The following is a 14,071-nucleotide window of genomic DNA, read 5'->3' on the forward strand; positions in this document are numbered from 1 at the left end:
TGATCTCTCGCGAAAAGTACCTGCCGTTGTCCCAATCGTCCCTTCACGTTCCGCCCCTCTCACGCTTCAATTAAACAACAAAAACAAAACATAAATTTAACAACCATCTTCCGATACGAGGTCCCTATGAAGCCTGAAGATTTCCGCGCTGATGCCAAACGTCCGTTAACCGGTGAAGAGTATTTAAAAAGCCTGCAAGATGGCCGTGAGATTTATATCTACGGCGAGCGCGTTAAGGACGTCACTACCCACCCGGCATTTCGCAATGCGGCGGCGTCCATCGCCCAGATGTACGATGCCCTGCACAAGCCAGACATGCAGGATACCCTCTGCTGGGGCACGGACACCGGCAGCGGCGGTTACACCCATAAGTTCTTCCGCGTGGCAAAAAGCGCCGACGATCTGCGCCAGCAGCGTGACGCCATCGCCGAGTGGTCGCGCCTGAGCTACGGCTGGATGGGGCGTACGCCTGACTACAAAGCCGCGTTCGGCTGCGCGCTGGGGGCGAACCCTGCCTTCTACGGTCAGTTCGAGCAGAACGCCCGAAACTGGTACACACGTATTCAGGAAACCGGCCTCTACTTTAACCACGCCATCGTCAACCCGCCGATCGACCGCCATAAACCGGCAGACGAGGTGAAAGACGTTTACATCAAGCTGGAGAAAGAGACCGACGCCGGGATCATCGTCAGCGGCGCGAAAGTGGTGGCCACCAACTCCGCCCTGACCCATTACAACATGATCGGCTTCGGCTCTGCGCAGGTGATGGGCGAAAACCCGGACTTCGCGCTGATGTTCGTCGCGCCGATGGATGCCGAAGGGGTGAAGCTGATCTCCCGCGCCTCTTACGAGATGGTGGCAGGGGCGACCGGTTCCCCGTACGACTACCCGCTCTCCAGCCGTTTTGACGAGAACGACGCCATTCTGGTGATGGATCATGTGTTGATCCCGTGGGAAAACGTGCTGATCTACCGCGATTTCGACCGCTGCCGTCGCTGGACGATGGAAGGTGGCTTCGCCCGCATGTACCCGCTTCAGGCCTGCGTGCGTCTGGCAGTGAAGCTCGACTTCATCACCGCTCTGCTGAAGAAGTCGCTGGAGTGTACCGGCACCCTCGAGTTCCGCGGCGTGCAGGCGGATCTCGGCGAAGTGGTGGCGTGGCGCAACATGTTCTGGGCGCTGAGCGACTCCATGTGCTCCGAAGCCACGCCGTGGGTAAACGGCGCGTATCTGCCTGACCACGCGGCGTTACAGACCTACCGCGTGATGGCGCCAATGGCCTATGCGAAGATCAAGAACATCATCGAACGTAACGTGACCTCCGGGCTGATCTACCTGCCGTCCAGCGCGCGGGACCTGAACAACCCGCAGATCGACCAGTATCTGGCGAAGTACGTGCGCGGCTCCAACGGGATGGATCATGTCGAACGCATCAAGATTCTGAAACTGATGTGGGATGCCATCGGCAGCGAGTTTGGCGGACGTCACGAGCTGTACGAAATCAACTACTCCGGTAGCCAGGATGAGATCCGCCTGCAATGCCTGCGTCAGGCGCAAAGCTCCGGCAACATGGACAAGATGATGGCGATGGTTGACCGCTGCATGTCCGAGTACGACCAGCACGGCTGGACCGTACCACACCTGCACAACAACACTGATATCAACATGCTGGATAAGCTGCTGAAATAACGCAGCGGGAGGTTTCAATGCAATCTGAAGAACGCCTGCGTTTTCGCGACGCGATGGCCAGCCTGTCGGCGGCGGTGAATGTGGTCACCACCGAGGGCGATGCGGGTCGCTGCGGCATTACCGCCACCGCCGTCTGTTCGGTCACGGACACCCCGCCTTCGGTCATGGTCTGCATCAACGCCAACAGCGCCATGAACCCGGTCTTCCAGGGCAACGGCAAACTGTGTGTCAACGTGCTGAACCACGAGCAGGAGATCATGGCCCGCCACTTTGCCGGGATGACCGGCATGGCAATGGAGGAGCGCTTTGCTCTCTCCTGCTGGCAGAAAGGACCGCTGGCGCAGCCGGTGCTGAAAGGCGCTCTGGCAAGCCTGGAAGGCGAGATAACCCAGGTGCAAACCATCGGTACCCATCTGGTCTACCTTGTGGAGATTAAGAACATCATCCTCAGCAGCGAGGGGCACGGCCTGATCTACTTCAAACGCCGTTTCCACCCGGTGATGATGGAGATGGAAGCCGCGGTTTGATCCCGTTGCACAAAAAAACGCTAAGGTTTCCGCAAAGGTGCGCCGTTAACTATCCATAAGATAAATTTTCCGGGGCGGCTGGCGACGTCGTCAGGCGCCCCCTTAACGCTGGAAAGTCTTATGGCCCCTTCACCCCGAAGCCGCTCGGCTGAACGTCTGGTTGACATCATTATTGCCCTGCACCGCAACGGAAGCGTTAATCGCCGCGATCTGATGCAAAAATTTGGCATTACCGAACGCACGGTGTACCGCGATTTGCAGGCGCTTTCCCCGATTATTGAACACGACGGCAAAGGGCGCTATCAGCTGCTGCCTGCGTATCAGACCTGCCGCTGCGTGCACTGCCCTGAAGCGAACGACGAAACCCCGCAGGGGTAGATTATTCTCAGTGATCTCAATCACATATTTTCTTCCACCGTGGGTGAGCCTTAACCACTCACCCTCGCTTTTGACCGCTCACGCATCGCTTTCAACCACTCACCTATTTACCGTGCTTTATACGCGCGAGGATCTGGCACGATCGCTCCAGCATTAATCAATACCTCCTCACAACGAACCCTGACCCTTTTTTCTTTACATAAAAAACCAGGTCTTACTATGGATACTAAAAAACTACTTAAGCACGTGCCCTGGGCCATCCTCGGGATCATCGGTGCTTTCTGTCTGGCGGTTGTCGCATTACGCCGGGGCGAGCACGTCAGCGCCCTGTGGATCGTGGTCGCGTCAGTTTCCGTCTATCTTGTGGCTTATCGCTACTACAGCTTGTACATCGCGCAGAAGGTCATGAAGCTCGACCCGACGCGCGCCACCCCGGCGGTCATTAACAATGACGGCCTGAACTACGTGCCAACCAACCGTTACGTGCTGTTTGGTCACCACTTCGCCGCCATTGCAGGCGCGGGTCCGCTGGTCGGCCCGGTACTGGCCGCGCAGATGGGCTACCTGCCGGGTACGCTCTGGCTGCTGGCGGGCGTGGTGCTGGCGGGAGCGGTGCAGGACTTTATGGTGCTGTTTATCTCCTCGCGCCGTAACGGTTCGTCGCTGGGTGAGATGATCAAAGAAGAGATGGGCCGCGTGCCGGGCACCATCGCCCTCTTTGGCTGCTTCCTGATCATGATCATCATCCTCGCGGTGCTGGCGCTGATCGTGGTGAAAGCGCTGGCCGAAAGTCCGTGGGGCGTCTTCACCGTCTGCTCTACCGTACCGATTGCGCTGTTCATGGGCATCTACATGCGCTTCCTGCGCCCTGGCCGCGTTGGCGAGGTGTCGGTCATCGGTATCGTGCTGCTGGTCGCCTCCATCTACTTCGGCGGCGTGATTGCGCACGACCCGTACTGGGGCCCGGCGCTGACCTTTAAAGACACCACCATCACCTTCGCGCTGATCGGTTACGCGTTCATCTCAGCGCTGTTGCCGGTGTGGCTGATTCTGGCTCCGCGCGACTACCTGGCGACCTTCCTGAAAATCGGCGTGATCGTCGGGCTGGCAATCGGGATTGTGATCATCAATCCTGAGCTGAAAATGCCAGCGGTGACACAGTACATTGACGGTACCGGTCCGCTGTGGAAAGGCGCTCTGTTCCCGTTCCTGTTTATCACCATCGCCTGCGGTGCCGTGTCTGGCTTCCACGCGCTGATCGCCTCGGGCACCACGCCGAAGCTGATGGCCAACGAAACCGACGCGCGCTTCATCGGTTACGGCGCGATGCTGATGGAGTCCTTCGTGGCGATCATGGCGCTGGTTGCAGCGTCGATTATCGAGCCAGGTCTGTACTTTGCGATGAACACCCCACCAGCGGGTCTCGGCATCACCATGCCAAACCTGCATGAGATGGGCGGCGAAAATACCGCGCTGATCCTGGCGCAGCTGAAAGACGCCAGCGCACACGCGGCGGCGACCGTCAGCTCCTGGGGCTTCGTAATTTCGCCTGAGCAGATCATGCAGACCGCGAAAGACATCGGCGAACCGTCCGTGCTGAACCGCGCAGGTGGCGCGCCAACGCTGGCGGTGGGTATCGCACACGTGTTCCACAAAGTGCTGCCGTGGGCGGACATGGGCTTCTGGTACCACTTCGGTATTCTGTTTGAAGCGCTATTCATCCTCACCGCGCTGGATGCCGGTACGCGTGCAGGCCGCTTCATGTTGCAGGATCTGCTGGGTAACTTCGTGCCATTCCTGAAGAAAACCGACTCTCTGGTGGCCGGTGTTCTGGGTACCGCGGGCTGCGTAGGCCTGTGGGGTTATCTGCTGTATCAGGGCGTTGTTGACCCGCTGGGCGGCGTTAAGAGCCTGTGGCCGCTGTTCGGCATCTCTAACCAGATGCTGGCGGCTGTGGCCCTGGTGCTGGGTACCGTTGTCCTGGTGAAGATGAAACGCACCAAATACATCTGGGTCACCGTGGTGCCTGCGCTGTGGCTGCTGCTCTGCACTACCTGGGCGCTGGGTCTGAAACTGTTCAGCACCAACCCGCAGCTGGAAGGCTTCTTCTTCATGGCTAACCAGTACAAAGAGAAGATTGCCGCAGGCGGCGCGGATCTGACCGCGCAGCAGATTGCCAACATGAACCATATCGTGGTGAACAACTACACCAACGCGGGTCTGAGCATTCTGTTCCTGGTGGTGGTGTACAGCATTATCTTCTATGGCATCAAAACCTGGATGAAAGTGCGTAACGTTGAGGGCCGTACGGACAAAGAAACCCCGTACGTGCCGGTGCCGGAAGGCGGCGTGAAGACCTCATCACACCATTAATTAAGCATGTTACTGTAGGCCCGGATCGCTGCGCGCCTCCGGGCTTCTTCTATCTGGAACCCTCAATGTTTGGTAACTTAGGCGAAGCAAAAAAATACCTCGGTCAGGCGGCGAAAATGCTGATTGGCATTCCGGACTATGACAACTACGTTGAGCATATGAAGACCAACCATCCGGATAAGCCGTACATGACCTACACTGAATTCTTCCGCGAGCGTCAGGAAGCGCGCTACGGCGGAAGTGGAGAAGGCGGCGTCCGCTGCTGCTAAAGGAGAAACCATGACCCCGATTGCCGTTACCCTGCTGACCGGTTTTCTCGGCGCCGGTAAAACCACCCTGCTGCGCCACATTCTGAACGAGCAGCACGGCTTCAAAATCGCCGTCATCGAAAACGAATTTGGCGAAGTCTCCGTTGACGATCAGCTGATTGGCGACCGCGCCACCCAGATCAAAACCCTGACCAACGGCTGCATCTGCTGCACCCGCTCTAACGAATTAGAAGACGCCCTGCTGGACCTGCTCGACAGCCGCGATCGCGGTGACATCGTCTTCGACCGTCTGGTGATCGAGTGCACCGGCATGGCCGACCCCGGCCCGATTATTCAGACCTTTTTCTCCCACGAGATCCTCTGCCAGCGCTACCTGCTGGACGGTGTTATCGCTCTGGTGGATGCGGTACACGCCGACGAGCAGATGAACCAGTTCACCATCGCCCAGTCTCAGTTGGGCTACGCCGACCGCATCCTGCTGACCAAAACCGACGTGGCAGGTGAAAGCGAAAAACTGCGCGAGCGCCTGACGCGCATCAACTCGCGTGCGCCCATTTATACGGTGACGCACGGCGATATCGATCTCGCTCAGCTGTTCAACACCAACGGCTTTATGCTGGAAGAGAACGTTACCGCGAAACCGCGCTTTCACTTTATGTCCGACAAGCAAAACGACGTGGCGTCGATTGTGGTGGAGCTGGACTACCCGGTAGACATCAGCGAGGTCTCCCGCGTGATGGAAAACCTGCTGCTGTCGTTTGCCGACAAGTTGCTGCGCTATAAAGGGATGCTGTGGATCGACGGCGAGCCGAACCGCCTGCTGTTCCAGGGGGTGCAGCGCCTGTACAGCGCCGACTGGGATCGCCCGTGGGGCGATGAAACGCCGCACAGCGTGATGGTGTTTATTGGAATACAGCTGCCGGAAGAAGAAATTCGGGCAGCGTTTGCGGGGCTGAAAAAATAAGATACATCAGGGCCAATTTTTAATGGCCCTGATTTAATTACTGTCTCACACTTTCGATTTTTTTATTCTCATCTCTCTGGCAGAGAAGTAAGATTACAGCACAAGCACCAATTACCATTGCTGTATTTCGTTGGATAAAGAGGACATCTGTCAATCCCATAAGAAATAGCGCTGACATATACAGCAGCAACCCAACATTGAACTTATTCTTTTTTTCGCAAGAAGCTAAAAAACCAGAGACATAAAACAATATAATAGCAATGACGCCTAAAAACCCCTGTAAGCTAAAGCTTTCAATTATATCATTATGGAAATGATATTTTATAGCCCTGACTGCTTCCGCACTTTTATAGTTTTGTTCAATATATTCTCTTGCATTATTATAACGCTGTTCTGCATCTTGACCAAAAAGTGATAAACTCGCTACGTGCTGTCCTGCGTCAAGCATAACAAAACGTGCTCCTAAAGATGTGTTAGCATTATTTTTTTGTAATTGTTGGATATTATCATAAGCCTCAACAATTCTCTTTTGCATCTTATAAGCTATACCTCCACCAATTACGGATATTGCCAGTAATGCTAAAAACCAATAACGAGGCTTTACATTTCTCAATTCAAAACATGCCAGGACGAAGCAGACAATGAAAAAAGTGCCTATAGCGCCTCTGGTTTCTGTCATCAGTAATAAATAAGAGAATATGAAAAATGTAGCAATGTAAAATACAGTACGGTAAAGCTGATTTGAAACTGCTTTTTTAATAAGAGAAAAACACAGAACTGACTGAACAACCATTATATAAGCAGTAGTCGTAGCAGCATCGGCTAGTAATTTAATTCTGGTTATACCAGTCACTTGCTCCTGGTAACCAAACCAAACGGTGAATAAACCTAGAACAACGCTAGTGCAAGCAGCGAATTTCCAGCTTTGGATTGAAATTACATTTACGGATTTAAGCAAATAAAATGCCATTACTCCTGACAGGATGAGCAACTTTCCGCCAGCATAATAATTATCTTTAATATCCTGTAAATGTGTCGATGGAAATATCATTGACCAAATTAGCTTACTGGTACCGAGAAGCACAATGCTCAACAAAAATGCTATTGCGATTTTATTACTCAATAGCCATTGACGAAAACCCTTCCAACTTTCCAAAAAAAGAAGGCCAAAAATAGAAAGATAACAACTAATGTAAAATAGCTTTCTTGGATAAGCCTCTATAAAAAGATCGCTTCCAACTGTAAACACAATAAGAATGAAAATAATGTTAACATTTAACCTTTTAATGTATTCACGACTTAACATGTTTAGTTTGCCTTTTTTCCAAGAAACGAGCCAAATGATAACGAACAAACATACAGAAAGCTTCAATAAACTGTTTCTTATTATTAAGCGTTTTATAGCATTTCTTTAGCTCTTTCGCACAACGTGGACTAACATCTTCAACATCACACCAGGGTGACATTTTTTTATATTTACGATAGTAGGTGCTTATTTGCTGTTGATTCCATAACTGCCATGGTTTATCGCTACCAACATAATGTAACAAAACTGTTTCATTGGGTGGTTCACGCATGAAATCTTCCTTTTTGTGTCCTGCCTTTATTTGGCAATTATACTTGCCATCTATAAACATTATTTTTTCGTTCAGGACAACATTAAGAGCATCTTGATCAAAATACTTAAAGTCAGCCCCGCGCTCCAGTAAGCATTCAAAAACTTTATGCGATATTTTATTTTCATTCCACGTTCTGGCATCAACATAAAGAACGCCAGAATTAAAATAATCGCAACCAGGCATATTAATAGATTCTGACAGAGCAGTCTGATGCTCTGGCTCCATGACAGCACAACAAATATTATTTATCGGCTTATGGTTTTCTAATAGATCATAAATACTATTCAGCGCTATAATATCGGCATCAACATATAAAAAATAACGATATTCTTTAATTAAATACGGAGCCAGGAGACGGAAATATACTGAGACCGGGAAAATTGAATTCTTAGGAAAAACATCCAGCGCGTCAGCAGATACAATAATAATTGTCAGTGCATGTTGAGTATTCTTGATAATAGACTGCAATCTGGAAAACTCAACTTCATTGCTTTTATCTGTAATAATGAAAAAATGCAATGGAACTTCCGAAGTTTTTTCCACAATTGATAACATCGAGATCCCACAGTGCTTTAGAAAATTTTCATCGACACCATAAACAACTGCTGAATATTGAACTTCAACATCGAGATTAAAATTCGTTACTTGCACGCCCAATATATTTTCGTTTAAATTAAGAATGGTTGGGTTCATCATTATTTATCGAGCTCAAAAATACTTATAATACATAAGATAACAAATAATAGCTGCCTTCCCCAGTACTTTCTCTAATTTGTTTAGCAATCATACAAAACATGATAGCCTTGAAAAAATTCACGTCTAACCTTTTGAATAATATACAAAAAAACACTATACCCATAGACGCATGGGCATAGTGCTGCATTACTCCAAAAATGGTTGATTAACCATCCGCTCTCATTTCAACGCCTCCGGCAGCGTCACAATCCACAGCTCGCTGTCGGACTCCGGCTTCTTCAGCGGCTTCACGCTGAGCGTGGTTTCCACCGGTTTATCATCCAGCGTCAGCTTGCCTTCCGCGTTCACCCGGTAATCCTTGAGCTTCTTGCCCTCGGCCGGGTTGTGCATCGCCACCTTCACGCCAAAGTCGTTATCGTTCGCCACCGCCAGCGTTTTGCTGTCAATCAGCGCCAGTCCTTCGGCCTTTTCCTGCTGCCAGCCCAGCGCACGCAGATCGACCACCTGCGTTTTTTCAGCAAGTGTAATGCCGCGCTGCGCCAGCGTTTTCTCATCGTCAAACTCCGGGTATTCGCCCGGCTTGTCGAAGGCGGCCAGATCGCTCGCCTTGCTCAGATCCACCCTGTAGATGAGGTTACGCATTGCGTCATTTTTATCCTCACCCTGTTCAATCAGCAGGATGGTGTGGTTATCCAGCGCCACTATGTCGCCGATTTTGGCGTCGCTGTTTTTGCTGTAGGCCGTGCTGTCGACAGGGTAGCCGTACATCGCGGTTTTCCCGGTCGCCGGATCGAAGCTCACCAGACGGGTAAACAGCGCCTGTTTTTTGTTCTTCCCGTCGATATCCAGTGTGCTTTGCACGGCGGCAATAATCCGTCCGTCCGGCATGCGGGTCAGGCCTTCAAAGCCCCGGTTTGCCTGACGCCATTTGATAACGTTTGGCAGACCGCCCGCGATGGATTTCTCCCCTTGCGTCGCCTGCGGACCGTGGATCGCGAGGATTTTCCCTTTACTGTCGACGTTAATCAGGAACGGGCCATACTCATCGCACAGCCAGTAGCCGCCCTTCCCGTCCGACGTGATGCCTTCCGTATCCAGCCCGCGGTTATCGCCTTTCAGTACTTTTAAGGTGTCGCTTAGCGCGACTTCATTGGTGGAACCAATCACACCGCTTTGCAGTGGCAGGCCGTTGATCTCGCCTTTATCGTCATGCAGCGGTCGCGCGTCCACGGCCTCCGCTTTACCGTTTTGCACGCGGATCGTCATCAGCAGCGGAGCGAAATCCGGGGTAACAAATATTTTGGCATCGTTTTTCCCCATTTTTGGCGAATCCGCGTTAGGACCGCGATCGGTCACGGTCGCAAACGTCAGCGCATCGCCCTGCTTGCCCGTAAACAGCAGACCAGAACCCATCCCCACCGGGAGCCCGTTCGGGAACGCATCGGCAAACGCGCCGCTGTATTTCACATGGGAGCCGTCAGGGAAGCTGACGATATAGCGCTCAGCGGTAGGCTGCGCAGCCAGGCCAGAGAAAGAGAGCGCACAACCGATAAGCACAGGAATAATTTTTCTTTTCATATTGTTAGCATCCAGTAAGTGAAGCCAACAACGTAATGAAGAAACGTGTCAGAAAAATGACATGAAAAGACAGCGGATCGGCAAAGAAATACGTATAGCAATCACCAGAAATGTAAACCTCTGTCTTGATCTGTGACAGCCGAAATACTTTTGGAAATTATTAGAAAATTAATTAATTCACCTCAAACGGCTTTCTTCGCCTCGTTCATTAAACGTTTAGCCAAAAATATAAACTTTCCCTAAACACGAATGGATTGAGGATTGACGATCTGCCATAAAAACATCTCATCAACATTTAAGATTAAAAAAACCAACAAAAACAGCATAAAACTGCGATACCCATCACATTTGCAGTCATAAACATCCCTTGTTAAGGTGCCCTCAGATTAATTTGATGACGAGGAAACACGCATGAAAAAGCTTAACGTTCTCATCCTTTCTGCTCTCACCGCCGTATCGGGCTCCGCACTGGCAATGGGCGGCAGCATTGAGCAGGGTAAAAACTTTACCAATCTGAATGTGGAAATGGGCAAATCAACTTCCGGTCTGTACACCGAAGGTAATTGGCTGAAAAACACCGACGACGGCACCACGACCGGTGGCGTGGGCGCAGGCTACAATTTCGAGGTCGGCCCGGTAATGCTGAACGCAGGCGCTAAGGCCCTCTACGTTGGCCCGAAGAAAGGCGATAACGGCGTGGCGTTCCCGGTCGGCGGCGGTGTGAACGTTGCCCTGACCGACAGCATCAGGGTATTCGGTGAAGGCTACGTTGCGCCAGACGGACTGAACAACAGCGTGAAGAACTACGTTGAAGCTAACGGCGGCGTAAGCTGGACCCCGGTCAAACCGGTTACGCTGAAAGTGGGATACCGCCACGTGAGCGTTGATGGCAAAGACGGTCGTCCAAACCACACGCTGGTAGACGGCGCTTACTTCGGCGGCGGCGTGAGCTTCTAAGCCACCTGATAGATAAAAAAACCTGCCCTTCGGCAGGTTTTTTATTACTACGTCACTTACGCACCACCACCAGCTTCTGGTTCACAAACTCTTTGATCCCCAGATCCGACAGCTCGCGTCCGTAACCCGAACGTTTTACGCCGCCGAACGGCAGTTCTGCCGCCGTATCGGTGAGCCAGTTGATGTACACCATCCCGGTCTCAATGCGCGACGCCATTTTCTTCGCGCGCTCGATGTTCTGGCTGAACACCGCTCCGCCCAGACCGTAGTGGGAGTCGTTCGCCAGGGCAACCGCCTCGTCGTCGTCTTTCACCACATAAATCTGCGCTACCGGACCAAAGAACTCTTCGAAATACGCCGGGTTATCGCGCGAGATATTGGTCAGGATGGTCGGCTCAAAGAAGCTCCCGTCACGCTGAACCGGCTTGCCGCCATGGTGCAGCTTCGCGCCGTTTTTCACCGCCTCGTTAACCTGTTTAGTTAGCGTCTCCAGCGCGTCTTTGGATGACAAAGGCCCCAGCGTGGTACTTTCGTCCAGCGGATCGCCAATCTTCACCTGCTTAAACGCCTCGGTGAATTTGTTCAGGAAGGCGTCTGCAATCTTTTCATGCAGGATAAAGCGCTTCGCCGCGGTACAGACCTGCCCGGCGTTATTAAGCCGCGCGTTAACGCCGATCTTCACGGCTTTCTCCAGATCCGCATCGTCCAGCACCACGAAGACGTCGTTCCCGCCCAGTTCAAGGGTCGATTTTTTGATGTGTTTCGCAGCCTGTGCCGCAACCACGCTACCCGCTTTTTCTGAACCGGTCAGCGCCGCCCCCTGTACGCGATCGTCGGCGATGATGTTCGCCACCTGTTCGGACGAGATAAACAGGTTGGTCCACGCCCCTTCCGGCGCGCCCGCTTCACGTACCAGCTGTGCAAAGGTTTCTGCACAGTGCGGCACGATACTGGCATGCTTGGCGATCACCGGGTTGCCCGCTGCCAGGTTTGGCGCCAGAACGCGCATCAGCTGATAGTATGGGAAGTTCCATGGTTCGACGGCCATCAGCACGCCGATGGGGTGATGTTCAACCCATGCTTCCCCGAGTTCAGAGTCATACTTCACCGGGGCCAGGAACTGCTTCGCGTTGTCAGCATAGTAGCGGGCGATTTGCGCGCATAGCTTCACTTCACCGCGGCTTTGTTCGATGAGCTTACCCATCTCCTGACTGGCGATTTTCGCCAGATCCTCCGCGCGTTCGTCGATCAGGTCCGCCAGCTTATGCAGCACCGGCAGGCGCTGGCTTATGTCACCTTTCGCCCAGTCGGAGTGATAGAGCGCATCGGCTGCCTTCAGCGCCGCTTCAACGTCTGCGTCAGTGTGAGAGGGATATTCTTTGATGAGCTGGTTCGTGGCAGGATTTACTGTCTGGTAAGCCATATCGAATCTCCTTGTTTTACCGCTTAGGGTATTAAGGGTAGTCAATGTGACTGGCAATGAAGGTAAAGTTGGGTATATACGGAAGGTTCTTAATGAAGCGCTGCCAGACGGTTCGCTGACGTGGTATAAAAAACGTCCAGAAGGAGTTCATATGACCGATACCCGACACATCCGGCAGACTTTTCACCGCGCCTCAGGCCTTGAGCTGCGCAGCACGTGGCAGAGCACGCAGGCCTATAAGCGTCATTGTCACCCGCAGCTCTCCATCGGCGCGATTGTGGAAGGCCAGACATGCTGCGTGTGTAATGGCAGAGAATACATCCTCCAGCCCGGAGACCTGATTGTGATCCCGGCTTATGTCCCACACAGCTGCAACCCTGTTGCCGGGCAGCCGCGTAGTTATCATATGCTTTATATTGATACGGATCTTCCCCTTGCGGTTCAGGTGATTCGCAACGCTACGCTGTTTATGTATTACCGGGAAGTTGTTGAGAGGATGTCCCCTGCGTCCGTGGACAGGCTGCTTACTGCCCTTCCCCATTGCATGGATGAGGGAGAAAAGCCTGGATCAACCAGCCAGCAGGTTCAGTAGGCATTTCTTTCCAATCTTTCCAACCCGCCTTCCCTCGACGCACTTGCGCAACGATTCTCGCTGCGCAAGGAGACGCTGATCCGTACCTTCAAGAAGGACACCGGCCTGACGCCGGTCAGCTTTCTCAACGTCTCCCGCGTGGAGTACGCCAAAGCGCGGCTGCGTGCCGGAGACGACATTGCCGATGTCGGCTACCAGAGCGGGTTTGCCGACCAGAGCCATTTTCATAAGACCTTTGTGCGCTACACCGCCGCCACACCGCGCCAGTACGCTACGGGCCGATCAATAACAGACAATAAATAGGTTCTGTGTTTTCGTAGTCTGGCCCCAGTTTTGCATTCTGAGGTCGCTATGGAACTATTCTTCCCTTCCGCTTTTCTCGCCCTGGCGCTGGCGCATTTTGTTGCCCTGTTAAGCCCGGGCCCGGATTTCTTCCTGCTGATGGGCTACGCCGCCCGCTACCGTCTGCGCGGCAGCGCCGGATTGTGCATCGGGATAGCGGCAGGAAACGGGCTTTACATTTTGCTGGTCATTATAGGATGGAGCGCGCTGCGTCAGTTCGCGTGGCTGTTCACGTTGATTGAATTATCCGGTGCACTGTATTTGCTCTGGATCGGCTCGCATCTTGTACGCAGCCGACCGCAGACGCTGGCGCTAAAGGAAACACATGAGCGCTGCCCTTCGCTGCGTAAGCAGATCCTGCTGGGGCTGGGTTCGGCGTTGTTAAATCCCAAAAACGCGTTGTTCTACCTGGCGCTAATGACGGCGTTACTCGGGCCGGACGTCATGCTGCTTCAGCAGGCGACCTGCGGCGTCTGGATGGTGATGGTAGTACTGGTATGGGATTTTGCGCTGGTGTCGCTGATGGGGTTACCGGCGGTTCAGCGAAAGCTCAGCCGTTCGCTCTGGCTGATAGAGCGCACGGCGGGGGTGGTATTGATGGGGTTTGGTGGGTGGGTGCTGTGGCGGTTTTTGCACTTTTCCCCCGTATCCCTCTATCCTTAAC

12 protein-coding genes and 1 pseudogene are annotated in these 14,071 nt (G+C 52.8%); 9 read left to right on the forward strand and 4 right to left on the reverse strand.

All coding sequences use genetic code 11. From position 1 onward, the window contains the following. The first annotated feature begins 126 nt into the window (after positions 1 to 126). The 6 genes from hpaB to yjiA all read left to right on the forward strand — a co-directional run bounded on the left by hpaB (position 127) and on the right by yjiA (position 6,200). Positions 127 to 1,689 (forward strand): 4-hydroxyphenylacetate 3-monooxygenase, oxygenase component, encoded by a 1,563-nt coding sequence (hpaB, locus tag ACOTZD_RS08125; protein WP_010427196.1) that lies wholly within the window; start codon positions 127 to 129, stop codon positions 1,687 to 1,689. Between the two features lie 17 nt (positions 1,690 to 1,706). After that, positions 1,707 to 2,216, forward strand: a complete 510-nt coding sequence (locus ACOTZD_RS08130; RefSeq protein ID WP_003856606.1) for a 4-hydroxyphenylacetate 3-monooxygenase reductase subunit — start codon at positions 1,707 to 1,709, stop codon at positions 2,214 to 2,216. Between the two features lie 120 nt (positions 2,217 to 2,336). Then, a complete protein-coding gene (locus tag ACOTZD_RS08135; protein ID WP_003856607.1) occupies positions 2,337 to 2,594 on the forward strand; it encodes an HTH domain-containing protein in 258 nt (85 codons plus the stop codon). Positions 2,595 to 2,813: 219 nt separating this feature from the next. Beyond that, positions 2,814 to 4,967 carry a carbon starvation CstA family protein gene (locus ACOTZD_RS08140; RefSeq protein WP_003856608.1) on the forward strand — a complete coding sequence of 718 codons (2,154 nt, stop codon included), beginning with the start codon at positions 2,814 to 2,816 and terminating at the stop codon, positions 4,965 to 4,967. A gap of 65 nt (positions 4,968 to 5,032) precedes the next feature. Then, positions 5,033 to 5,236 carry a YbdD/YjiX family protein gene (locus tag ACOTZD_RS08145; protein ID WP_003856610.1) on the forward strand — a complete coding sequence of 68 codons (204 nt, stop codon included), beginning with the start codon at positions 5,033 to 5,035 and terminating at the stop codon, positions 5,234 to 5,236. A gap of 10 nt (positions 5,237 to 5,246) precedes the next feature. Continuing rightward, complete coding sequence (gene yjiA / locus ACOTZD_RS08150; protein ID WP_174402128.1) at positions 5,247 to 6,200, forward strand: GTPase; 954 nt, start codon at positions 5,247 to 5,249, stop codon at positions 6,198 to 6,200. Positions 6,201 to 6,237: 37 nt separating this feature from the next. Here the strand turns inward: yjiA and ACOTZD_RS08155 are convergent, their stop codons facing one another. From ACOTZD_RS08155 to ACOTZD_RS08165, 3 genes are all read right to left on the reverse strand, one after another. Then, positions 6,238 to 7,506, reverse strand: a complete 1,269-nt coding sequence (locus ACOTZD_RS08155; RefSeq protein ID WP_063158654.1) for an O-antigen ligase family protein — start codon at positions 7,504 to 7,506, stop codon at positions 6,238 to 6,240. Continuing rightward, on the reverse strand, positions 7,493 to 8,515 hold the full coding sequence (locus tag ACOTZD_RS08160; protein ID WP_129329559.1) for a glycosyltransferase family 8 protein: 1,023 nt from the start codon (positions 8,513 to 8,515) through the stop codon (positions 7,493 to 7,495). Before ACOTZD_RS08160 ends, ACOTZD_RS08155 begins: the two co-directional genes overlap by 14 nt. A 219-nt stretch (positions 8,516 to 8,734) precedes the next feature. After that, a complete protein-coding gene (locus ACOTZD_RS08165; protein WP_045342559.1) occupies positions 8,735 to 10,093 on the reverse strand; it encodes an esterase-like activity of phytase family protein in 1,359 nt (452 codons plus the stop codon). Positions 10,094 to 10,504: 411 nt separating this feature from the next. Between ACOTZD_RS08165 and ACOTZD_RS08170 the strand changes: the two genes are divergently transcribed. Then, positions 10,505 to 11,050, forward strand: a complete 546-nt coding sequence (locus tag ACOTZD_RS08170) for a YfaZ family outer membrane protein (RefSeq protein WP_003856615.1) — start codon at positions 10,505 to 10,507, stop codon at positions 11,048 to 11,050. A 52-nt stretch (positions 11,051 to 11,102) separates the two neighbouring features. Here the strand turns inward: ACOTZD_RS08170 and ACOTZD_RS08175 are convergent, their stop codons facing one another. Beyond that, positions 11,103 to 12,473: an NAD-dependent succinate-semialdehyde dehydrogenase gene (locus ACOTZD_RS08175; RefSeq protein ID WP_136466950.1), complete on the reverse strand. Its 1,371-nt coding sequence runs from the start codon at positions 12,471 to 12,473 to the stop codon at positions 11,103 to 11,105. A gap of 151 nt (positions 12,474 to 12,624) precedes the next feature. Here ACOTZD_RS08175 and ACOTZD_RS08180 point away from each other — a divergent pair. Both ACOTZD_RS08180 and ACOTZD_RS08185 read left to right on the forward strand, forming a co-directional pair. Beyond that, positions 12,625 to 13,368: pseudogene (locus ACOTZD_RS08180) on the forward strand (helix-turn-helix domain-containing protein). Positions 13,369 to 13,416: 48 nt separating this feature from the next. Next, entirely contained in the window at positions 13,417 to 14,070 is a 654-nt protein-coding gene (locus tag ACOTZD_RS08185; protein ID WP_129329558.1) for a LysE family translocator, read from the forward strand. Position 14,071 lies beyond the last annotated feature (1 nt).

This window comes from Enterobacter cloacae complex sp. SHL022 (genome assembly GCF_049237785.1).
In the GTDB taxonomy this organism is placed as follows: domain Bacteria; phylum Pseudomonadota; class Gammaproteobacteria; order Enterobacterales; family Enterobacteriaceae; genus Enterobacter; species Enterobacter hormaechei_C.